Source organism: Thermovenabulum gondwanense, assembly GCF_001601575.1.
GTDB classification, from domain to species: Bacteria; Bacillota; Thermosediminibacteria; order Thermosediminibacterales; family Thermosediminibacteraceae; genus Thermovenabulum; species Thermovenabulum gondwanense.
In genome coordinates, this window is sequence record NZ_LOHZ01000025.1 from 1 (window position 1) to 22,153 (window position 22,153).

Genomic DNA, 22,153 nt, shown 5'->3' on the forward strand with positions numbered 1-22,153 from the left:
AAGGTATCCCATCCTGAAAAGGGAGTAAGGCACCTGGGAGACGACCAGGTAGATAGGCCGGGGGTGTAAGGGCTGTAAGGCCTTGAGCCGACCGGTACTAATGAGCCGAGGGCTTGACCAAAAAAAGGTAAAAAACCTCTGTGCAGTTTTGAGGGTGAAAGTTCCTCGATAGCTCAGCGGTAGAGCATCCGGCTGTTAACCGGAGGGTCGCAGGTTCGAATCCTGCTCGGGGAGCCAATTTTTTATGAAATAAAAAAGCTATTGGAGATTTTCCAATAGCTTTTTTATTTTCATAGAATGTATTAAAGGACATGCACATAAAACAATTCATTTACATAAGAATAAATTAGACAAAAATAAAGGAGGAAAAAATATGGTTGATTCAGTAAAAACTGTAGTTGTTGAAGAAGTAAGCAAGCAAATAATTGAAAATGCCACTCCGATACCCTGCTCCGAAGGAATTCTTGGTGGAGTGGCGGTTACAGGGTTTATCGATGTGGAAAAAATAATAAAAATTTGTGGATATAAAACAAAATTCTTCTTCCTGGAGAAAAAACTGCCATTTTCTTATGTTCTCCTAAACTTGGATCCTCTTCGAGAAAGAGAACAACAATAAAAAGACCATGGTAATTTTCAAAAAAATTAACTTTATAGTGTAAACATAGGAGAATAGGATAATGAGTTTTCAGAGAGGCTGCTGAATTAAAAATCAGCAGCCTTTATTACTTATTGTTTTCATTAATAGAATTACTACTAATTACTACTATCAGAAGATTTTGTTTCATTTTTATGGACATAATCTGTTATATGAAAACCCGATCCCTTAAAAACCAGGCCGACATTTCGACTTATAATTCTTTTTACAGGCCCTCCACATTTTGGACAGGAAGACAGAGGAGATTCTTTTATATTTTGCTCGTATTCAAAGTCACCGCAAACTGCACATCTATAATCATACATTGGCATGGTCGTTGCACCTCCTGAAAAATATAGATTATTGATTATCAATAAAATTTATACTCTGTTTTTAAATAATAGTCAAGTTGTTTTAATTCAAAAGCTATTATGATAAAATGTATTAATGAGTTAATAAAATCTTAAATATAATGCGAAAGGGTGTAGGTTTTGAAGGGGCAAATTCACGCCTTTAAAATATTCGATAAAAATCTTGTTTTGGATGTGGGAAGCGGATCGATATTTGAGGTGGATAATATAGCATACGAGGTGTTTAAGCTATTAGAAGAAGGCTGTAATGAAGAAGAAGTTATTAAAAGAATGGCAGGAGTAATTGATTTAAATGAAATTAAAGAGGCTCTGGAAGAGATTAAACAATTAATCAAAGAAGGTGTTATTCTCGGTGAAACAAATGCAGAATCTATTATTGTAAATAAGATAATAAATGAAAATAGGGTGAAAGCCCTGTGTTTAAATATAGCCCATGATTGTAATCTTTTTTGCAGATACTGCTTTGCTTCAAAAGGAGATTATAATTTAAAAAGAAACATAATGCCAAAAGAAGTGGGTGAAAAGGCTATTGATTTCCTTTTAAAAAATTCAGGGGATTTAAAGAATCTTGAAATTGATTTTTTTGGTGGAGAGCCGTTGATTGCATACGATACGGTAAAACACATTATAGAGTATGCACGCTTTAAAGAAAAAAATTACGGAAAGAAGATTAAGTTTACCATTACGACAAATGCAATGCTTTTAGATGATGAAAAAATAAAATTCCTCAACGAAAACATGGACAACATAGTAATGAGCCTGGATGGTAGAAAAGAAGTAAATGACAGGATGAGGGTGAGAATTGATGGTAAGGGAAGTTATGATGATATTCTTCCAAATATAATAAAATTAACGGAATTGAGAAAAAAGGATAATAAAAACTATTATATAAGGGGAACATTTACAAGGTATAACCTTGATTTTGTTGAAGATGTAAAACACCTTTCCGATTTAGGATTTTCGGAAATATCCTTAGAACCGGTTCTCGCAGAAAAAGAGGATTACGAAATAAGGGAAGAACACCTAAATATCATATACGATCAGTATGAAAAAATAGTGAAAGAATTTTTAAGTAGGAAAAACAGCAATAAGAAATTCAGGTTTTACCATTTCAATATAAACCTATATAAAGGCCCCTGTATTTACAAAAGGATAATTGCCTGTGGTGCGGGAAGGGAATATTTTGCTGTATCACCGGAGGGAGATATTTATCCTTGCCATCAATTTGTAGGGTTGGAAGATTTTAAAATGGGAAATGTATCCCGGGGAGACCTGGATGAAATTATAAGGGATAAATTTAAAAATACGCATATTTTCTCAAAGGAAGAATGTACAAATTGCTGGGCGAAATTTTTCTGCAGCGGGGGATGCAGTGCTTATAATTATAAAAAAAATAAAGATTTGAATACACCAGATAAAATATTTTGCAGGATGCAGAAAAAAAGAATTGAATGTGCTCTTTATTTAAATTTTTTAAATCAGCATGATGCATGACAAATTTTTTATTGAAGCAAAAAAAATACAAAAAGTGATATAATTTGTAAAAAATTAATGAAAAATGAAGCCATCAGGCAATATATATTAAAATATTAAAAAATTGATAGTTTGCTAATTGAATGCTAAATTGTTAGAATTACTTTGTTATTAAAAATAAAGGGGAAAAATTTACAATGCATTTTAAAAATTCTCTTGAGAAAAAAATCTTTGAATTAAAAAGTGAGTTGTATGAAGAATTAAAAGAAAAGCAATTTCTGGAAACAGACATTTACCTTTTGAGCCAAAAACTTGACCTTTTGATACTGGACTACCAAAAAAGATATTTAGCAAAGAATAAAATTATTTTTGAGTAGTGCAAAAAGACGCTGCAGCAAAGCAGCGTTTTTTACTTTACTTTTAATATAAATTTTATTAATATTCAATTATAGAAAGAATATAAGGGGTGTTTTACATGAAACTGTATGACATTAATGATGTCAAGGAATTAGATAGACAGGAAGTGAAGAAACTTTATTCGGATTACGTAAATCCCGGACTTGCTTCTATGATAGGATTATTAAATTTTGACAGGGTTTACGTCCGGGCAAAAGGTGCATACGTGTGGGATAAAGAAGGCGAGAAGTATATAGATTTTCTGGGTGCTTATGGAGCAATAAATTTAGGCCATAATCCCGATGAAGTTATAGATGTTTTAAAAGAGGTTTTTGAAAGACCAAATTTATTACAGGCGACAATTAATCCCTTTGCAGCTGCTCTGGGTGCAAATCTTTCAAATATAGCTCCCCAGGGTCTAAAGCATTCTTTTTTCTGCAATAGCGGAGCTGAGGCGGTGGAAGGGGCGTTAAAGACTGCAAGAGCAGCTACCGGGAGAAAGAAAATTATTTCCTGCGAAGGTTCTTTCCATGGGAAGACTTTTGGAGCTTTATCAGCGACGGGCAGGACCAAATATCAGGGGCCTTTTATGCCATTGGTTCCCGAATTTGAAAGAGTGCCTTATGGGGATATAAAAGCATTAGAAGAAAAATTAAAAAATCGCGATGTAGCGGGATTTATAGTTGAACCAATTCAGGGAGAGGGCGGGGTTATAGTCCCACCTTCTGGGTATTTGAAAAGGGCAAGGGAACTGTGCACTGAATACGGAACATTGCTTATTGTGGATGAAATTCAAACAGGATTTGGAAGAACGGGGAAAATGTTTGCGTGCCAGCATGAAGGAATTACACCGGATATTATGTGTGTGGCAAAATCCCTGGGTGGAGGAGTAATGCCCATTGGAGCATTTATAACCAGGGATGAGGTATGGGAAAGGGCGTATGGAGGATTCGATAAAAGTTTGCTGCACACTTCTACGTTTGGGGGGAATACTTTTGCCTGTGCGGCTGCCATAGCATCTATTAATGCTATTGTAAAGAAAAATCTTTCGGAAAGAGCCGAAAAGTTAGGGAATTATTTCCTCGAAGGTCTGAAATCCTTAAAAGACAGGTATTCTATAATTAAGGAAGTTAGAGGGAAGGGATTATTAATAGGTATAGAGTTCGAACAGCCCAAGAGCGGAATTTTGAATACCATTACAGGTGGTGCCGTAAATAAATTTTACGGAGAATTTACCGGGGCTATTGTAGCGGGTGAACTATTGAATAAGCATAAAATTATAACAGCTTATACTTTAAATAATCCCAATGTAATAAGACTTGAGCCTCCGCTTATTATAGAAAAGGAGGATATTGATTACGCTCTTAACGCCCTGGAAGATATATTATCTAAAAATAGCGGCTTTTTAAATATAACCGTAAACGCTGCAAAAACTGTGTTTGGCTCTATTTTTTCAAAAAAGTAATATAATAAAATTAAGGCTGGGTATATTACCAGCCTTAATTTTAAGGGCAATTTTTGTGAAGGAAAACGGTATTTTCTCTATTTGTAGAAAACCTCAAAATTTTTACCGGCGAGTTTTTTAAGATTTTTTTTCCACATTTTAAGCATATAAAATTATTATCAGCCGGCAAAATCCCGTAGCTAATATTAATATCAACTTTACCGTATTTTTTCCAGCTTTTCCAACCGGTCTTACAAAGTTTTATTCTATTTTCATAATCGGCAAAAACCCATTTTAAAAGCTTATGAAAGTGAAAGGGATATCTGGTATAAATTAAATAGTCCTTTGGAAGTCCCAGGGATATGATATGATTTGAAAAAGCATTTTCTACTTCAGTTTGCAATTTTCCCTCAATTTTTATACTTTTAAAATTATATCCCTGCTCAGACAAATATTCTCTAACCTTATCAAATATATATCCTCTGCATACGAAGATTTCTTCTTTTCTGTTTACGCCGTAAGATTGAAAAAACTTTTTGACAATGTTTACAGCAAATTTTTGGTATTCTTTTTCTTTGAAATTAATATCGTTGAAAAATTCAACGGGAATTAAGTCATAATAAAAAAAATCCTTTTCTTCATGGTAAAATCCAATGCATACACCGCCTATTAAGCTTCCGCTTCCGGCATCATCAATGTATATCATAACGACAGCTCCAGGTTTAAGTTTGAATAATAAAAAAAAATGGTCGGGGCGGCGGGACTTGAACCCACGACCTTTCGGACCCGAACCGAACGCGCTACCAAACTGCGCTACGCCCCGACGCTCTTAATTATACTATAAACCCAAGGGAATTTCAATAGTAACACATTAATTAAAAATTGGCCTCTTTAATATATTTTGAACAAAAATTTTTTGTTTATATATTTATTTTTCTTTCACATATACTAAAAAAAGGTTATTATAAAACTATGTTCCAGATTATGCTAAACCAACTCATTTTACGGGGAGGTATTGATTTTGGAAAGATTTATAAAAAAAAGATTGGATAATGGTCTAAATGTTTATTTATATCCGACAAGAAAATTTAAAACCTTGACTTTTTCCCTTTTTATTCATAGGAATCTGGAAAAAGAGAATGCTACTAAAAATGCATTATTGCCCTTTGTATTAAAAAGGGGAACAAAAAGTTTACCCACTGCAAGAAAATTATCGAGGTATTTAGAATCTCTTTATGGAGCTGACCTGGGAGCTGATGTGGTAAAAAAGGGTGAAAGGCAAATAATACAAATACTTTTGGATGTGGTAAATCCGGATTATTTAGGGCAGAATGGAGACTTTTTAGATAAATGCCTTGAAATTTTCAGAGAGATGATACTGGACCCCTATATAGAAGAAGGTAGTTTTAAAAAAGAATACGTGGATCAAGAAAAAGATGTTTTAAAAAGGATTATTGAGTCCTTGTTTAATGATAAATATAACTACGCTATAGAACGGTGTTTGCAGGAAATGTGCAAGGATGAGCCATATTCTATATATAAATATGGTAGTATTGATGATTTAGCTGGTATCAATGAAAAAAATTTATACGAGTATTATCTGGAAACTATAAAAACATCACCTATGGATGTCTTCGCGGTAGGGGATTTTGACGCGGAAACTATATGGGAAAAACTAAATAGCTTATTTAAATTCCAGCGCAGTGAAATACCGTTAAAACCGGTATCGGTAAAAAAAGAAATCCTTGAAGAAAGATTTGTGGAAGAAAAACAGGATGTAAATCAGGGTAAACTTTCTATTGGTCTTAGAACCAATGTTAAATACGGTGATGAGGATTTTTACGCATTATTAGTTTTAAATAGTATTCTTGGAGGAGGTCCTTATTCTAAACTTTTTCAAAATGTACGGGAAAAAGCGAGCTTAGCCTATTATGCCTTTTCCAGGTTGGAAAAATCTAAAGGTATAATGCTGATTAGCAGCGGAATAGATTTTGAAAATCTTGATAAAGCAGTTGATATCATTAAAATTCAGTTAGAAGACATAAAAAAAGGAAACATTACCGATTACGAATACGAAAGTTCTTTAAAGGATTTAATTAATTCTCTTAAGCAGGCCAAGGATAGCGCTCCATCTATAATATCGTTATTTTTAGATGGCGTAATAAACGGAATAGAGGAAAATATTGACGATTATATTGACAAGATAACAAAGGTGACAAAAGATGATGTGGTAAGGGTTGCACAAAATATTAAGCTCGATACAATTTATTTTTTAAATAAAAAGGACTAAATCAATGTACGGGAAGGTGAATTTAATGAAGCTTTTAGACGGCATGGTAAAAAAGGTTCTGGGAAATGGGCTAAAAGTTTTTATACTCCCCATGAAAAATTACAATAAGACCATTGCGGTGTATTCTACAAAATATGGTTCATTAGATAGTGAATTTATACTTCCGGGCTCTGAGGAAAAAATAAAAGTACCCGAGGGAATTGCTCATTTTTTGGAGCATAAAATGTTTGATATGGAATACGGAAATGCATTCGATAAATTTTCAGAATTAGGTGCGGAAAGCAATGCTTTTACCAGTTATAACAATACAACTTATTATTTTTCTACAACATCAAACTTTTACGAATCTTTAAAAGTCCTGCTGGATTTCGTAGAAACACCCTATTTTACTGAGGAGAGCGTAGAAAAGGAGAAGGGAATAATTACTCAGGAACTAAAAATGTACGAAGATGATCCCGATTGGCAGGTATATTTAAACCTCTTAAAATCCCTTTATCATGCATTTCCCGTTAGGATTGATATAGGTGGGACCGTAGAGTCCATTCAAAGAATAAATACGGAATTACTCTATAAATGCTACAATACCTTTTACCATCCAAGTAATATGGTATTATTCATAATTGGACCCGTTGATGCAAAAGAGGTTTTAGAATTTGTAGAAAAACACGAAGAAAAACGAAACCTGAAATCTCAAAAAGAAATTAAGAGGATATATCCTGACGAACCCAAAACTGTCTTTCAAAAAGAAATAAAAATACGCCATTCGGTGGCACAGCCATTGTTGCTCCTGGGTTTCAAAGATGTTGATACGGGCTATGATGGAGAAAAATTATTAAAAAAAGATATTATAATAGGTATACTTCTGGAAATTATGTTCGGTAAAAGCTCTGAAACCTATGAGCGGCTCTATGAAGCTGGATTAATTGATGATAGATTTGGTTTTTCTTTTGAGGCTTATAAAGATTACGGTTTTTGTACAATAGGTGGAAATACCAGGGATCCAGAAAAATTGGCAAATGAAATAATAAAAAATATAAATAGTTTTAAAACTAAGGGAATAAGCAGGGAAGATTTCGAAATTATTAAGAGGAAATTTAAGGGAGATTTTATTCAAAGTTTGAATTCCCTGGATTTTATAGCACATTCATTTATTTCCTATTACCATAGAGGAATTGATATGTTTGATTTTCCCTTAGCCTTAGAAGAGTTAAGTTTTGATGAAGTAGTAAATTATATTGAAAGCTTTTTTGATGAGGATAGAATGTCAATTTCAATGGTTCTTCCCAAAGGCTAAACTGACCATAATAGATGGGCAAAAACCCATCTATTTTTTTTTAATCTTTGAAGGATTTTTAAAACCTTTCGTAGAATAGATAAAGTGGTGTAAAGTGGTAGAAAGTGGGATAAAAATAAGGGGAAGTGCAGAGAATGTTTATCGGACAATATTTACATTCCCTTGATTCTAAGGGCAGGGTAATAATGCCTTCAAAATTTAGAGAAGGTTTGGGAGAAAATTTTATTTTGACAAAGGGTTTAGACAGATGTCTTTTTGCCTATCCTATGAATGAGTGGAAGGTAATTGAAGAAAAACTTAAGGCACTTCCTCTGGCGAAAAAGGAAGCAAGGGCTTTTTTACGCTTATTCTTTTCCGGAGCAGTAGAGGCTGAAGTGGATAAACAGGGAAGAATATTAATTCCTCCCATTTTAAGAGAATATGCGGGAATTGAAAAGGATGTGGTAATAATAGGTGTCTCTAATAGAGTAGAAATATGGAGCAAAGAAGAATGGGATGTTTACAGCAAAGGTCAGGAAGAGTCTTATGAGGAAATAGCCGAAAACTTGGTGGAACTTGGAATATAAAGGGTGAAGGATATGCAATATTACCATAAACCAATAATGATAAAAGAGGTTCTGAATTATTTAAATGTAAAAGAAGAAGGAATATACGTGGATGCAACTCTGGGCGGAGCGGGGCATTTTCAAGAAATTTTGAAAAAGGCGGGAGAAAAAGGTCTTGTTATAGGAATAGACAGGGACATAGAATCAATTGAAAACGCGAAAGAAAAATTTAAAGATAATAAAAACGCAATATTTGTCCATGATAATTTTAAAAATTTAAAAGGTATATTAAAGGATCTTAACATATCTTCAATTGACGGAATCTTATACGACCTTGGTGTATCTTCCTATCAATTGGATAAAGAAGAGAGAGGTTTTTCTTATCAAAAAGATGCGCCTCTTGACATGAGAATGGATACAAGGCAAAAGCTGACAGCAAGGGATGTGGTCAACACTTATGATAAGGAAGAACTAAAAAGGATTATTTATGAATACGGAGAGGAAAGATTCGCAGGACGTATAGCAAATTTCATCGTAGAAAGGCGAAAAAATAAACCCATAGAAACTACCCTTGAACTTGTTGAGGTCATTAAAGATGCGATTCCTGCTAAAGCAAGAAGAAAAGGGCCACATCCTGCAAAGAGGACTTTTCAAGCCTTGAGGATATTTGTAAATGAAGAACTGGTAGGTTTAGAGCAAGCTTTTAAAGACGCTATCTCACTATTAAAGGATGGAGGAAGAATAGTAGTTATTTCTTTCCATTCCTTGGAGGATAGGATTGTAAAAAGGCTTTTTAACGAATTTAAAAAGGAAGGCGGTTTGACGTATAAATTGCGGATTCTTACTTCAAAGCCGGTAGTACCGGAGGAAGAAGAAATTATTGGAAATCCAAGGGCACGTAGTGCTAAGTTAAGGGCTGCAGAGAAGTTTGATGTTCTAAAATAAAAAGGGAGTGAATAAAGTGATATTAGCAAAAAAAGATTCTCCTTATTTTATTTCTGAATATTATCCAGCTGAAGAATCTAAAAAAATTGCTTCTAAGAACCGAAAAAAGTTAAAAAAAGGACGGTTAATATTGACCGTCATTGCATTAACCTTAGCATCACTTTTTCTTCTTTTTAGAGCTGCAGCCATTACCGAAGCCACCTATAAGATTGAAAAAATGAAAACCGAGCTATCTCAAATAAAAAATGATAATGAAAAGTTGAAGATAAAAATAGCCGATTTAAAATCCATGTCACGCATTGAACAAATAGCGAAAAATGAGCTTAAAATGCAGGAACCATCTTCGAGTCAGGTAATATATATTGGAGGCTCGAAATAGCAACAGGGGGTTTACCCATGGCTAAAAATCTTTTAAAAATTAAAAGGAGATTAGCATTTCTCCTTTTATTTTGTTTGTTGTTAAGTTGTGTTATGATAATAAGGGTTTTTTGGATTCAATTCGTAAGGGGAGATGAATTGAGGACAAGGGCAGAGGAACAATGGACCAAGGATACGCCTGTGGAACCGGTGAGAGGGACAATTTTTGACAGGAACATGAATCCCCTTGCAATTTCGGCGAAGGTAAATTCCGTTATGGCAAGTCCACCGGATATAAAGGATGTGGAATCTATAGCAGAAGCGCTATCGGAAATCCTAAATATAAACAAAGAGAGTTTAATTAACACTATAAATGATGCTAAAGCGAAAAAGAAAGGTGCTATATATATAAAAAGAAAAATAACCGATGAAGAAGCTCAAAAAATCAGGCAATTAAATTTGAAAGGCATATACTTTACAGAGGAGAGCAAAAGGTTTTATCCCGAGAGGAACTTAGCTTCTCATATTCTTGGTTTTACCGGTATTGATAGTCAGGGATTGGATGGAGTTGAACTTATTTACGATAAATTTTTAAAAGGCATTCCGGGAAGAATTATTAAAGAAACGGATGCACTGAGCCGTGAACTGCCCTTTGGAGATGAAAGGTATATACCACCCAAAGAAGGTTTAAATCTGGTACTCACAATAGATAAAGTTATTCAATACATCGCTGAAAGGGAACTGGAAAAGGCAATTGCTGAAAATAAGGCAAAACGAGGCACAATAATCGTAATGGATCCAAAAACGGGAGAAATTTTAGCACTGGCGAATAAACCTGATTACGATCCCAATGATTACAGGAATTATCCTCAGGAAGCGAGGAGGAATTTTGCGGTTTCAGATACTTATGAACCGGGATCTACTTTTAAGATTGTTACTGCCTCGGCAGGACTCGAAGAGGGTGTAGTAAGACCTAATGATCGCTTTTATGACCCGGGATACATCATCGTTTCCGGGGTTAAAATCAGATGCTGGCGGGCAGGAGGACATGGCAGCCAGAGTTTCATTCAGGTAGTTCAAAATTCCTGCAATCCTGGCTTTATAGAAGTGGGAATGAGGTTGGGGAAGGAAAGGTTTTTAAAATACATAAAAGCTTTTGGCTTTGGGGAAACCACCGGAATAGATTTACCGGGTGAGGCAAAGGGAATCTTAGACCCAAATAAAATTGGGCCCGTAGAGCTTGCCACCATTTCTTTTGGTCAGGGTATATCCACCACTCCAATTCAGCTTCTAACTGCTGTTAGCGCGGTTGCAAACGACGGACGCTTAATGGAACCTCACGTAGCAAAAGCTTTAATGGATAAAGATAATAATAGAGTAATGGAATTTAAACCCAGGGTGGTAAGGCAGGTAATATCAAAGGAAACGGCTAAGGAAATGCAAAGGATTTTAGAAAGTGTGGTAACAAACGGTACGGGCGGAAGAGCCAAAATAGAAGGTATAAAAGTAGCTGGCAAAACGGGCACTGCCGAAAAATATGCCGATGGCAAATATATAGCATCCTTTGTAGGATTTGCTCCTGCGGATGATGCTAAACTTGCAGCTATTGTAATAATTGATGAACCTTCAACGGGAATTTATTATGGAGGACAGATCGCGGCACCTGTTTTCCAGAAAGTAATGTCTGATTCTTTGAAGTATTTAGGGGTAAAACCTGAAATCGCTTCCGAAGAAGATAACCGCATTGAAGTGCCCGATGTAAGGAATATTTACGTAGAAGATGCGAAAAAAATTCTGAAGGAGAAAGGCCTGGATGTAATCACCGAGGGGAATGGTTTAATAGTGGGTGAGCAAACTCCATTACCCGGTATAAAAATAAACAAGGGTTCTAAGGTTGTTTTGAAGCTGACGGATTCAAAAACAGATAAAAATCCCATAGTGGTTCCGGATCTTACCGGGAAAAATATTAAAGAAGTTACAAATGTGGCAAACGTTTTAGGACTTAAGGTTGAAGTTATCGGTACCGGGTATGCAAAAAAACAAATACCGGAACCGGGAGAGGAAGTAGAACAGGGTACGGTATTAAAGGTATTTTTTGAACCTTAACTTGGGAGGGAAATTTATTAATGATAAAGGGTCATGAACTAATTGAAATTTTAAAAGAAGTTAAAAAGGTTTCGGGAAATATAAATGTAACAATTGAAGATATACAGTATGACTCAAGAAAAATTAAAAAAAATAGCCTTTTTGTAGCGATTACGGGTTTTAAAGATGATGGTCATAAATATATAAACGATGCTATCATAAATGGTGCATGCGCAGTAATATCGGAAAGGGAAGTGGAAATAAAGCAAGAGGAAATTCTATATATAGTAGTTGAAAATTCAAGAAAAGCTCTTTCGACCGTATCCGACTATTTTTATGAAAGCCCATCAAAAAATATGAAGATTGTGGGTGTTACCGGAACTAATGGAAAAACAACTACCACATACCTTATTAAAGAAATTTTCCAAAATGCGGGATTAAATGCGGGAGTTATAGGTACACTGGGTATTTTTGTTAACGGTGTACTTTTCCCTTCCGAAAGAACAACTCCCGAATCCTTAGAACTCCATAAAACCTTTTATGAAATGCGGAAAAACGGGATAGAATATGTAAGTATGGAAGTATCCTCTCATTCTTTGAAACTTTCAAGGGTTGACGATATTTCCTTCGAGGTAGGGGTATTTACAAATCTGACTCAGGACCATTTAGATTTCCATCCGGACTTTGAGGATTACTATCTTTCAAAGAGAAAACTTTTTTCCCTTTCTAAAAAAGCAGCTATCAATGCAGACGATTTTCATGGAAACAGGTTAATGAATGAAATAAAAATACCATCTATTTCGTATGCCATTGAAAATGATGCGGATGTAAAAGCTAATAACGTAAAAATTTCAGAAGATGGAGTAAGCTATGATTTAATCTATAGGGGGGAAAAAATTAATATTAACTATCAGGTTCCGGGGAAATTTAGCGTATATAATTCACTGGCGGCAATATCGGCAGCTTTGCTTTTGGGCATAGACTTAAACACTTCGGCAAAAGCAATATCCAAGGTAAAAGGAGTACCGGGTAGGTTTGAACCAATTAAAGAAGGACAAAATTTCAGTGTTATCGTGGATTACGCTCATACCCCCGATGGCCTTGAAAACGTCTTGAATACCATAAAAAGTTTTGCAAAAGGCCGCATTATTACCGTTTTTGGGGCCGGAGGCGATCGAGATAAAACCAAAAGACCTAAAATGGGGAAAATTGTGTCGGAACTTTCGGATTACTTTATCATCACTTCGGATAATCCCAGGACCGAGGATCCTGTAAAAATAATTGAGGATATAGAGGCAGGAGTGGATCCTGCAAAAAGCTATGAAAAAATAGTTGATAGAAGAGAAGCGATAAAAAAAGCGATCGAAATTGCTCAAAAAGATGATGTGATTTTGATAGCGGGGAAGGGGCATGAAAATTACCAGATTATAAAAGATAGGATTATCCCTTTTGATGACAGGGAAGTGGCCAGGGAATTTTTAAAGGCGAGAGGAGAAAAATAGGGTGAAAGCTTTAGATTTATTAGAAGTAGTTAATGTTGTTAAAGGCAATATTTTCAATAATTATAAAAGAACCATTACAGGAGTTTCAATAGATAGCAGAACGATAAATAAAGGAGATTTATTTATACCGATTAGAGGGGAAAACCATGATGGTCATGATTTTATAAAAGAGGCATTTGATAAGGGTGCGGCAGCAAGTTTATGTGAAGAAGAATCAAGGGATAAAGTTAAAGAACTCACCGAAAGAGAATTTCCAATTGTATTGGTAAAAGACAGTAAAATTGCTCTTCTTGATTTAGCAGGTTATTATCGAAGGCAGTTTCCAATACCTTTTGTAGCCATCACTGGGAGCGTGGGCAAAACTACTACAAAGGAACTTACCGCTTCAATTTTATCCACAAAATTCAAAGTAATAAAAAACGAGGGGAATTTTAATAATGAGATTGGGCTTCCTTTAACTTTGTTTAATCTGGAACCCCACCATGATTTTGGTGTTTTGGAGATGGGTATGAGCGGTTTTGGTGAAATCCGAAGGATGTCATCTATTGTAGAACCAGAAATAGCTATTATTACCAACATTGGAGTGTCACATATAGAAAAATTAGGGTCGAAGGAAAATATAGCAAGAGCAAAGCTGGAAGTTGTAGAGTTTTTAAAAGATGACGGGGTATTGATATTAAATGCAGATAGCCCGGAATTATATGCTAAAAAGGGCCATATTGCTAAAAAAGTAATTTATTTCGGAATGGAAAAAGGAGAAGTGAGGGGGAAAAATCCTCGTTTCCATGAACACGGTGGAATGGAGTTTGAAATAGAAGGCATTTTCGGAAATCATTTATTTAAAATACCTCTGTTAGGATTGCACAATGTTTATAATGCCATTGCAGCTATTACTGCAGGTTTTATAATCGGGCTGGAGCATGAGAGGATTCAGGAAGGGCTTTTAAGGGTTTCAAGCACAAAAAGACGATTGGAATTTAAAAAGACGAATACGGGGAAAATTATCATTGATGACTGCTATAATGCCAGCCCTGATTCAATGAAAGCTGCCTTAGATGTTCTTGAAAAAATAGGAACGCATAAAACTAAAGCAGCTGTTTTAGGAGATATGCTGGAACTGGGGGACATTTCGACAGAAGCCCATTTAGAAGTAGGAGCCTTTGCAGCAGAGAAGGTGGATAAACTTATTGCTGTGGGAAAGAGAGCAAAAAGTATTGCAGAGGGCGCTATAAAAAATGGATTATCCCGGCAAAAAGTATATTACTTTGATAATAAAAATGAAATTGAAGAAGAAAAAATTATTGATTTGTTAAAGGATATTGATATCATTCTGGTAAAGGCGTCCAGAGCGATGAAATTCGAAGACATAGTAAATATGCTAATCAGGAGGTTTTAAAATGATCTACCTTTTTTTTGCTGCAGCTACAGCCTTTACAATTGTTGCAGTTGCCGGTAATTTTGTAATCCCCGCGCTTACTTATTTAAAATTCGGGCAAACGGTAAGGCAGGATGGACCCAAGAGACATTTAAAAAAAATGGGAACTCCCACAATGGGAGGTATAATGATAATACCCGCGGTAATAATTGCAACGATTATTTTTTCAGGAATAACTAATAATTCTTTGCTTGCGGTAATAGCTGCTACTGGGTTTGGATTAATAGGATTTATGGATGATTATATCAAGGTAGTAAAAAAAAGATCTTTAGGATTGAGAGCCAGCCAAAAAATTTTGATGCAATTGATACTTTCAGTAATAATTACCCTTTATGCATATTATATATTTCCGGGTGATTCCAGGGTTTTATTCCCTTTTTTAAATAAACCCGTAGATTTGGGTTTATTCTACATACCCTTTAATTTGTTTATCGTTTTGGGAGTTGTCAACAGTGTGAATTTAACCGACGGTTTGGACGGTCTCGTTTCCGGCATTATGTTAATTATAAGCTTTTTTTATACTTTAATAGGACTGTATTTCGGTTCCCATGAGGTATCATTTTATTCGGCTTCAATTAGCGGGGCGGCTCTGGGCTTTCTACTCTATAATCATTACCCCGCAAAGGTATTTATGGGAGACACGGGTTCTTTGGGGTTTGGAGGAGCTTTAGCCTTTTTAGCAATTTCAACAAAAACGCAATTTTATCTTTTGTTTTTCGGTTTTATACTGGTAATGGAAACCCTTTCGGTAATAATTCAGGTCCTATACTTCAGGACAACGGGCAAAAGAATATTCAAAATGGCTCCTCTTCATCACCATTTTGAATTGTGCGGAATGAGTGAAATAAAAGTAGTTTTGTTTTTTTGGGCCATTGCATTACTGTCCTGTTCTATTGGGTATTATATATTTAATCTGTCGTTTTAAAATTTTTGGGGGGACTAATTATGGATGTAAAGGATAGGAAGGTTCTGGTAGTCGGATTAGCCAGGAGCGGTACGGCAGCCTGTGAAGAATTATTAAAAATGGGTGCAAAAGTAACTGCAACGGACATAAAAAAAGAAGAAGAACTGAAAGAAGTTATTGAAAAATTTGAAGGGAAAGAAATAAAATTAATCCTTGGGCATCATCCGTTGAGCCTTTTAGATGATGTGGATTTTATAGTGGCAAGCCCCGGAGTTCCGCTGGATATTGAACTTTTTCAGAGGGCGAGAGAAAAAAACATACCCGTACTAAGTGAATTGGAACTGGGATATATGTTTAACAAAGCGCCTATTATTGCGGTAACCGGAACAAATGGTAAAACTACAACTACTACGTTAATAGGAGAAATACTAAAAAATGATGGCAAAAATATTTCTGTAGCGGGCAACATTGGAATACCTTTTATTCAGGAAGCGGATAAAAAAGGGATTAAAGATTTCATCGTCCTGGAAGTTAGCAGCTTTCAACTGGAACATATTATAAGCTTTAGACCTCATATTGCGGTGATTTTAAATATTACAGAAGATCACTTAAATTACCATAAAACTTTTGACAACTACATAAGGGCAAAAGCAAGAATCTTTGAGAATCAAACCGAAGAAGATTATTTAGTATTAAATTATGATGATCCGATTGTATTTTCTTTATCCAAATTTGCTAAAAGTAAGATTATTTATTTTAGCAGAAAAGAAGAATTAAGCCAGGGAGTTTTTGTGAAAAATGGAGTTATTGTCATAAAGGAAAACCAGGAAATTTTACCCATTTTAAAGGCTAAAGAAGTGGGGATAAAAGGCTCGCATAATTTAGAAAACGCATTGGCGTCAGTAGCAGCCTGCTGGGCGGCAAGGACAAATCTAAATACAATGGCTGAATCTTTAAGAGATTTCAAAGGAGTGGAACATCGTTTGGAGTACGTCGACACCATAGATGGTGTAAAATTCATCAATGATTCAAAGGGGACGAATCCGGATGCCGCGTTGAAAGCTTTAGAGGCCATTGAAGATCCAATTATTCTTATTGCAGGAGGATACGACAAAAATGCTGATTTTAAACCTTTTGTCAAAGCTTTTTCGGGAAAAGTAAAGAAAGCAATATTGATTGGTCAGACGGCGGATAAAATAGAAAAAGCCGCTAAGGAGGAAGGGTTTTACCAACTTGAAAAGGCATCTACTTTAAAAGAAGCCGTGGAGAAAGCCAAAAATGCAGCATCTCCCGGGGATACGGTCTTGCTATCTCCTGCATGTGCCAGCTGGGACATGTTTATGAATTTTGAAGAGAGGGGAAGGGTTTTTAAGGAAGCGGTTTATTCTTTAAGAGAAAGGATATAAGGAGGTATAGATATGAAATACAAAAGGCCTCCTGATTTTACTTTTTTAATGTGTGTACTTATCCTTCTGTGTTTTGGAATAGTAATGGTATTTAGTTCCAGCAGTGCCTGGGCTTATTATCAATACAAAGACAGTTTGTATTTCTTAAAGAAACAATTGCTCTGGTCTTTATTCGGTGTAATAGCAATGGTATATTTTATAAACTTTGACTACAGGAAAATCAAAAAGGTAGCCTTTCCTCTTCTCTTGTTAAATTACCTTTTGCTTATTTTAGTTTTGATTCCGGGTATTGGAGTTAAAATTAATGAAGCCAGAAGGTGGATAGGTGTGGGCTTTTTTTCTATACAGCCCTCCGAAGTAGCCAAACTGGCATTGATTATATATTTTTCCAGTTATTTAGAAAAACGGATGGATACTATTGAAAACTTTTTTAAAGGTGTTTTACCTGTATTAATTATTATGGCTACCACCTGTGGGCTGGTGCTTGTTGAACCGCACCTATCAGCAACAGTGGTAATTGCAGTATTAACCATGATGCTTTTGTTCGTAGCCGGAATGAGGTTTACCCATATATTATCTTTAATGGTAATAGGTGCAGCGGTTGCAATAAAGCTGGCATATGGCAAAGAGTACAGGGTAAGAAGGTTAACATCATTTTTAAATCCATGGGAGGATATCAGGGGAAAGGGATATCATATAGTCCAATCATTGTTTGCATTAAGTTCGGGAGGACTTTTAGGGGTGGGTTTGGGCCACAGCAGACAAAAATTTTTCTATTTACCCGAGCCCCAAACGGACTTCATTTTTGCTATAATAGGAGAAGAACTGGGTTTCATAGGTGCTGTATTTGTAATAATAATTTTCACAATTCTAATCTGGAGAGGTTTTAAAATAGCAATTAACTCTCCTGATGTTTTTGGGAAATTTCTTGCCACCGGTATAATATGCCAGATAGCTATTCAATTTTTGATTCATGTAGCTGTAGTAACAGCATCTTTACCCGTTACGGGTATGCCATTACCTTTCATAAGTTACGGTGGATCTTCCTTAATAATGACCCTTATTGAAGCGGGGATAATATTAAATATTTCAAGATTCACGGAGGCTTAAACACAATGAGGAAAAAGGTTCTCTTTGCGGGAGGCGGAACGGGAGGACATATATATCCTGCAATAGCAATTGCAAAAGGGCTTATGAGTAAATTGGAAGATATTGAAGCGGTTTTTGTAGGTACAGAAAGAGGAATGGAAAAAGAACTGGTACCTATGTCCGGTTTTCGATTGGAAAAAATAAGGGTAAAAGGATTTAAGAGAAGGATTTCCATGGATACACTTATTACATTGAAAGAAATGGTTTTGGGAGGTTTTGACGCCATAAGGATTTTAAGAAGGGAAAAGCCCGATCTGGTAATAGGTACGGGCGGTTATGTTGCCGGACCCGTTGTTTTTTTTGCTGCCTTTATGGGAATACCAACTTTGATTCATGAACAAAATGTAAAACCCGGTGTGACCAATAGGATACTCGGTAAGTTTGTGGACAAGATAGCTATAAGTTTTGCTGAATCGGTAAAATACTTTCCATCGGGTAAATGCGTTTTAACGGGTAATCCCGTGAGACCGGAAATAATTAATGCGGATAAGAGAACTGCTTCGGAAATTTTGAACATAAACAGCAATATTCCGTTAGTGCTCTCTTTTGGTGGAAGTCAGGGGGCAAAAAAAATAAACGAAGCAGTAATGGACCTGATAGTAAAAATAAAGGATAAAATAGAGTTTCAATTACTTCACGTTACGGGGAAAAATAATTACGATATATTTCTAAAAGAGTTGGAAAGAAGAGGAATAAATTGGGATAGGTTTGGACACATTAAAATAAAACCCTATCTTTATAATATGCAGGATGCTTTGGCCTGTGCTGATTTGGTGGTTTCCAGAGCGGGAGCCATAACGATTTCGGAAATAACGGTTTGCGGAAAGCCCTCAATCCTAATACCCTTACCCTCTGCTGCGGATAACCACCAGTATTTTAATGCAAGGTATTTGGAAAAAAACAATGCAGCCCTGGTAATCGAAGAAAGGTTTTTGAATGGTGAAATTTTATTCAGGTATATAAAGGAAATTCTTGGAGATAAAAATAAATATAAAAAAATGGCACAGTGCAGTAAAGAACTGGGAAAGCCGGATGCGTTAAATAAAATTGTGGACATTGCGATAGGACTTCTCTACAAAAAATAAGTAAATTTTCCCATACAGAATTATGGCATTTTGTGTTAGTATTTGTAACATGGAGCAATTTGAAGGCATATTATAATAAATATAGAATTTTAAATGCTTTACATTGAGTTTCGGAAGGAGAGAAGGGTGTTGATCGGCAATTTCAGACATATTCATTTTATAGGAATCGGCGGTTCCGGTATGAGCGCTATAGCCAAAATTCTTTTGGAGATGGGTTACGAGGTCTCGGGTTCGGATATTAAATATTCGGAGATACTGAATAAACTTCAAAATCAGGGAGCAAAGGTGTTTATAGGGCATGATTCACAAAATGTAAAAGGGGCAGATCTCGTAGTAGTGTCATCTGCAATCCCCCAAAACAACCCTGAATACATGGAAGCACAAAAGCAAAATATAACAATACTTCACCGAGCGGACCTTTTAAGCTTGTTAATGAGTCAAAAAAAAGGAATAGCCATCTCCGGAGCTCATGGGAAAACAACTACTACTTCCATGATTTCTTTAATTTTAGAAAAGAATGGATATCAACCCACCGTTCTCATCGGGGGAGAATTAAATGACATAGGGGGAAATGCAATCTTAGGAAAAGGTGAATTTCTGGTAGCTGAAGCAGACGAGAGCGATGGTTCATTTTTAAAATTAAGGCCTTATGTGGCAGTTGTTACGAATATCGAAAATGACCATTTAGATTATTACAAAAATATGGAAAATATGAAGAAGGCATTTATAAGATTTATTGAGAACGTCAAAGAAGAAGGTTTTGCTTTTTTATGCGTGGATAATGACAACGTAAGGGATATATTAGCCGGTTTAAAAAAGAAAATATTCACATATGGAATGAAGTACAATGCCGATTATATGCCCAAAGACATTGTCTTAAAGGGGATTTCTTCAATTTTTGGTGTATATTATAGAGGAAAATTTTTAGGAGATATTGAACTTAATGTTCCGGGAATTCATAATGTATATAATGCCACAGCAGCTGTGGGGGTAGGGCATCAGCTGGGAATAAATATTAAAGATATATCTTCAGCATTAAAAATTTTTAAAGGAGCTCAAAGAAGATTTCAAAGCATCGGTGAAGTTAATGGTATAAAAATTTTTGATGACTATGCTCATCATCCCACAGAAATTAAGGTGGTATTAAAAACGGCGAGACTTTTAAATCCAAGAAGGATATATGCTGTTTTTCAACCTCACAGGTATACGAGAACCAAATTATTGGCAGATGAATTCGGAACCGCCTTTTTTGATGCTGATGAGGTAGTTGTAACCAAACTTTACAGTGCGGGAGAAGAACCTATCCCTAAGGTGTCATCCCACTTAATTGTTGATGCCTTAAAAAAGAATAATGTAAATGTAAAGTATATTGAAGAAAAAGAAGATGTGATTAATTTTCTTATAAACAAGTTGGTTCCCGGTGATTTAGTAATTACAATTGGTGCTGGAGATATAAACAAAATTTCCTATGAACTATTAAAATCCCTTAAATTTGCTGTGCGTGATGTGGGATAAAATTTAATTCCGCTAAAATGCGGAGGTGAAAATAGTGGGGGCATTTCTTATAAACGGGGGCTATAGATTGGAGGGCAAATTAAAAGTCCAGGGTTCAAAGAATGCCAGCTTACCAATACTTGCTGCTACAATATTGAACTCCAATAAAAATATAATAAAAAATATGCCGGATATCATAGATATTTCGGTAATGATGAGTATTTTAAGGATACTTGGTGCCAAAGTTTTAAGAATAGATGATGGAGTTATCGTGGATACTTCCAATGTAGACAAATGGGAAGTTCCGGAAATCCTTATGAGGAAAATGCGTTCTTCCATAATATTGATGGGTCCTTTACTTGCTAAATTCGGGAGGGTGAGAGTGTCTTACCCGGGAGGATGTGAAATAGGGCCAAGGCCTATAGATCTTCATCTTAAAGGCCTTGCTGCCCTGGGGGTGGAAATTAAAGAAGGTTACGGTTTTATAACTGCTGAAACAGGTAAATTAAAAGGAAACGATATTCACCTTGATTTTCCAAGCGTTGGAGCTACGGAAAATTTAATGATTGCAGCGGCCCTGGCCGAGGGTAGAACGGTTATAAGGAATGCTGCAAAAGAACCGGAAATAATAGATTTACAGAATTTTCTGAATAGAATGGGTTGCCAGATAAGAGGTGCCGGAACGGATACAATAAAGATAACAGGCTGCAAAATTGAAGACTTAAAACCCGTTGACGAATATAGTGTGATCCCCGACAGAATTGCGGCGGGTACTTATCTTATAGCCTGTGCAGCGACCAAGGGACACGTGATATTAGAGAATGTAATTAGTGAACATATCGAACCCCTGCTGGCAAAAATGAGAGAGATGGGATGCAATATAAATTCTTATAATGACAGAATTGAATTAACGGCTGAAGAACCACTGAAGGCTTTGGAGAATTTAAGGACACTTCCTTATCCCGGATTTCCTACTGATTTACAGGCTCCTATGATGTCTCTTTTGTCTATCGCAGAAGGTACCTCGGTGATTATTGAAACGATATTTGAAAATAGATTTAAACATGCAGAAGAACTCAGGAGGATGGGTGCCAACATAAAAATAAACGGGAATACGGCAATAATTACAGGTGTAAAAAAACTAACGGGTGCCGTAGTGGAAGCAAAAGATTTAAGGGCAGGGGCGGCTTTGGTGATAGCAGGGTTATGTGCCGAGGGCACTACGGTGGTTGAAGGGATTAGTCATATTGAAAGGGGTTACGAAAACTTTGACAGAAACCTGCAAAACCTGGGAGCAAGAATTACCAGAATAGATTAAATTGCCCCTTTTTTGTTAAAGGAGGA

At 35.8% G+C, this 22,153-nt stretch carries 20 protein-coding genes, 2 tRNA genes and 1 rRNA gene; 20 read left to right on the plus strand and 3 right to left on the minus strand.

Features of this window, described 5'->3' with window-relative positions; translation table 11 throughout:
• From ATZ99_RS04520 to ATZ99_RS04530, 3 genes are all read left to right on the plus strand, one after another.
• Positions 1-121: ribosomal RNA gene (locus ATZ99_RS04520) — 23S ribosomal RNA — on the plus strand; the annotation flags it as partial.
• Between the two features lie 41 nt (positions 122-162).
• Positions 163-237: transfer RNA gene (locus tag ATZ99_RS04525), tRNA-Asn, on the plus strand.
• Between the two features lie 136 nt (positions 238-373).
• A complete protein-coding gene (locus tag ATZ99_RS04530; RefSeq protein WP_068748060.1) occupies positions 374-616 on the plus strand; it encodes a hypothetical protein in 243 nt (80 codons plus the stop codon).
• A gap of 137 nt (positions 617-753) precedes the next feature.
• Here the strand turns inward: ATZ99_RS04530 and ATZ99_RS04535 are convergent, their stop codons facing one another.
• On the minus strand, positions 754-966 hold the full coding sequence (locus tag ATZ99_RS04535; protein WP_068748061.1) for an FmdB family zinc ribbon protein: 213 nt from the start codon (positions 964-966) through the stop codon (positions 754-756).
• Positions 967-1,125: 159 nt separating this feature from the next.
• On the opposite strand from ATZ99_RS04535, the gene scfB reads away from it, so the two are divergent.
• From scfB to ATZ99_RS04550, 3 genes are all read left to right on the plus strand, one after another.
• Entirely contained in the window at positions 1,126-2,499 is a 1,374-nt protein-coding gene (gene scfB, locus ATZ99_RS04540) for a thioether cross-link-forming SCIFF peptide maturase (protein WP_083947345.1), read from the plus strand.
• Positions 2,500-2,675: 176 nt separating this feature from the next.
• A complete protein-coding gene (locus ATZ99_RS04545) occupies positions 2,676-2,855 on the plus strand; it encodes an aspartyl-phosphate phosphatase Spo0E family protein (RefSeq protein WP_068748062.1) in 180 nt (59 codons plus the stop codon).
• A 98-nt stretch (positions 2,856-2,953) separates the two neighbouring features.
• Positions 2,954-4,339 (plus strand): aspartate aminotransferase family protein, encoded by a 1,386-nt coding sequence (locus ATZ99_RS04550; protein ID WP_068748063.1) that lies wholly within the window; start codon positions 2,954-2,956, stop codon positions 4,337-4,339.
• A 40-nt stretch (positions 4,340-4,379) separates the two neighbouring features.
• Here the strand turns inward: ATZ99_RS04550 and ATZ99_RS04555 are convergent, their stop codons facing one another.
• Positions 4,380-5,024, minus strand: a complete 645-nt coding sequence (locus ATZ99_RS04555; RefSeq protein WP_068748064.1) for a hypothetical protein — start codon at positions 5,022-5,024, stop codon at positions 4,380-4,382.
• A gap of 40 nt (positions 5,025-5,064) precedes the next feature.
• A tRNA-Pro gene (locus tag ATZ99_RS04560) sits at positions 5,065-5,141 on the minus strand.
• A gap of 198 nt (positions 5,142-5,339) precedes the next feature.
• Here ATZ99_RS04560 and yfmF point away from each other — a divergent pair.
• The 14 genes from yfmF (at position 5,340) to murA (ending at position 22,127) form a co-directional block, all read left to right on the plus strand.
• Positions 5,340-6,608 carry an EF-P 5-aminopentanol modification-associated protein YfmF gene (yfmF, locus tag ATZ99_RS04565; RefSeq protein WP_245641304.1) on the plus strand — a complete coding sequence of 423 codons (1,269 nt, stop codon included), beginning with the start codon at positions 5,340-5,342 and terminating at the stop codon, positions 6,606-6,608.
• Positions 6,609-6,633: 25 nt separating this feature from the next.
• A complete protein-coding gene (gene yfmH, locus ATZ99_RS04570; RefSeq protein ID WP_083947346.1) occupies positions 6,634-7,902 on the plus strand; it encodes an EF-P 5-aminopentanol modification-associated protein YfmH in 1,269 nt (422 codons plus the stop codon).
• Between the two features lie 134 nt (positions 7,903-8,036).
• Positions 8,037-8,468, plus strand: a complete 432-nt coding sequence (mraZ, locus tag ATZ99_RS04575) for a division/cell wall cluster transcriptional repressor MraZ (RefSeq protein WP_068748067.1) — start codon at positions 8,037-8,039, stop codon at positions 8,466-8,468.
• Positions 8,469-8,480: 12 nt separating this feature from the next.
• Entirely contained in the window at positions 8,481-9,392 is a 912-nt protein-coding gene (gene rsmH, locus ATZ99_RS04580; RefSeq protein WP_068748068.1) for a 16S rRNA (cytosine(1402)-N(4))-methyltransferase RsmH, read from the plus strand.
• A 16-nt stretch (positions 9,393-9,408) separates the two neighbouring features.
• Positions 9,409-9,771, plus strand: coding sequence for a cell division protein FtsL (gene ftsL / locus ATZ99_RS04585; RefSeq protein ID WP_068748069.1), 363 nt, complete (start codon positions 9,409-9,411; stop codon positions 9,769-9,771).
• A 17-nt stretch (positions 9,772-9,788) separates the two neighbouring features.
• Positions 9,789-11,855 (plus strand): stage V sporulation protein D, encoded by a 2,067-nt coding sequence (locus ATZ99_RS04590; protein WP_068748070.1) that lies wholly within the window; start codon positions 9,789-9,791, stop codon positions 11,853-11,855.
• A gap of 20 nt (positions 11,856-11,875) precedes the next feature.
• Positions 11,876-13,336, plus strand: coding sequence for a UDP-N-acetylmuramoyl-L-alanyl-D-glutamate--2,6-diaminopimelate ligase (locus ATZ99_RS04595; protein ID WP_068748071.1), 1,461 nt, complete (start codon positions 11,876-11,878; stop codon positions 13,334-13,336).
• A gap of 1 nt (position 13,337) precedes the next feature.
• A complete protein-coding gene (locus tag ATZ99_RS04600; protein ID WP_068748072.1) occupies positions 13,338-14,732 on the plus strand; it encodes a UDP-N-acetylmuramoyl-tripeptide--D-alanyl-D-alanine ligase in 1,395 nt (464 codons plus the stop codon).
• A gap of 1 nt (position 14,733) precedes the next feature.
• Complete coding sequence (gene mraY, locus ATZ99_RS04605; protein ID WP_068748073.1) at positions 14,734-15,696, plus strand: phospho-N-acetylmuramoyl-pentapeptide-transferase; 963 nt, start codon at positions 14,734-14,736, stop codon at positions 15,694-15,696.
• A gap of 20 nt (positions 15,697-15,716) precedes the next feature.
• A complete protein-coding gene (murD, locus tag ATZ99_RS04610; RefSeq protein WP_068748074.1) occupies positions 15,717-17,081 on the plus strand; it encodes a UDP-N-acetylmuramoyl-L-alanine--D-glutamate ligase in 1,365 nt (454 codons plus the stop codon).
• A gap of 12 nt (positions 17,082-17,093) precedes the next feature.
• A complete protein-coding gene (gene spoVE / locus ATZ99_RS04615; RefSeq protein ID WP_068748075.1) occupies positions 17,094-18,191 on the plus strand; it encodes a stage V sporulation protein E in 1,098 nt (365 codons plus the stop codon).
• A gap of 5 nt (positions 18,192-18,196) precedes the next feature.
• Positions 18,197-19,315, plus strand: coding sequence for an undecaprenyldiphospho-muramoylpentapeptide beta-N-acetylglucosaminyltransferase (gene murG / locus ATZ99_RS04620; protein WP_068748076.1), 1,119 nt, complete (start codon positions 18,197-18,199; stop codon positions 19,313-19,315).
• A gap of 126 nt (positions 19,316-19,441) precedes the next feature.
• Positions 19,442-20,830: a UDP-N-acetylmuramate--L-alanine ligase gene (gene murC / locus ATZ99_RS04625; RefSeq protein ID WP_245641305.1), complete on the plus strand. Its 1,389-nt coding sequence runs from the start codon at positions 19,442-19,444 to the stop codon at positions 20,828-20,830.
• 34 nt (positions 20,831-20,864) lie between these two features.
• Positions 20,865-22,127, plus strand: coding sequence for a UDP-N-acetylglucosamine 1-carboxyvinyltransferase (gene murA / locus ATZ99_RS04630; protein ID WP_068748078.1), 1,263 nt, complete (start codon positions 20,865-20,867; stop codon positions 22,125-22,127).
• The last annotated feature ends 26 nt before the right edge of the window (positions 22,128-22,153 follow it).

Coding starts and splice junctions, on each gene's coding strand:
- ATZ99_RS04550 (WP_068748063.1), top strand. CDS start 2,954: ATGAAACTGTATGACATTAATGATGTCAAGGAATTAGATAGACAGGAA.
- ATZ99_RS04555 (WP_068748064.1), bottom strand. CDS start 5,024: ATGATATACATTGATGATGCCGGAAGCGGAAGCTTAATAGGCGGTGTA.
- murD (WP_068748074.1), top strand. CDS start 15,717: ATGGATGTAAAGGATAGGAAGGTTCTGGTAGTCGGATTAGCCAGGAGC.
- ATZ99_RS04535 (WP_068748061.1), bottom strand. CDS start 966: ATGCCAATGTATGATTATAGATGTGCAGTTTGCGGTGACTTTGAATAC.
- yfmH (WP_083947346.1), top strand. CDS start 6,634: ATGAAGCTTTTAGACGGCATGGTAAAAAAGGTTCTGGGAAATGGGCTA.
- ATZ99_RS04530 (WP_068748060.1), top strand. CDS start 374: ATGGTTGATTCAGTAAAAACTGTAGTTGTTGAAGAAGTAAGCAAGCAA.
- spoVE (WP_068748075.1), top strand. CDS start 17,094: ATGAAATACAAAAGGCCTCCTGATTTTACTTTTTTAATGTGTGTACTT.
- ATZ99_RS04590 (WP_068748070.1), top strand. CDS start 9,789: ATGGCTAAAAATCTTTTAAAAATTAAAAGGAGATTAGCATTTCTCCTT.
- rsmH (WP_068748068.1), top strand. CDS start 8,481: ATGCAATATTACCATAAACCAATAATGATAAAAGAGGTTCTGAATTAT.
- ATZ99_RS04595 (WP_068748071.1), top strand. CDS start 11,876: ATGATAAAGGGTCATGAACTAATTGAAATTTTAAAAGAAGTTAAAAAG.
- mraY (WP_068748073.1), top strand. CDS start 14,734: ATGATCTACCTTTTTTTTGCTGCAGCTACAGCCTTTACAATTGTTGCA.
- murG (WP_068748076.1), top strand. CDS start 18,197: ATGAGGAAAAAGGTTCTCTTTGCGGGAGGCGGAACGGGAGGACATATA.
- mraZ (WP_068748067.1), top strand. CDS start 8,037: ATGTTTATCGGACAATATTTACATTCCCTTGATTCTAAGGGCAGGGTA.
- ATZ99_RS04545 (WP_068748062.1), top strand. CDS start 2,676: ATGCATTTTAAAAATTCTCTTGAGAAAAAAATCTTTGAATTAAAAAGT.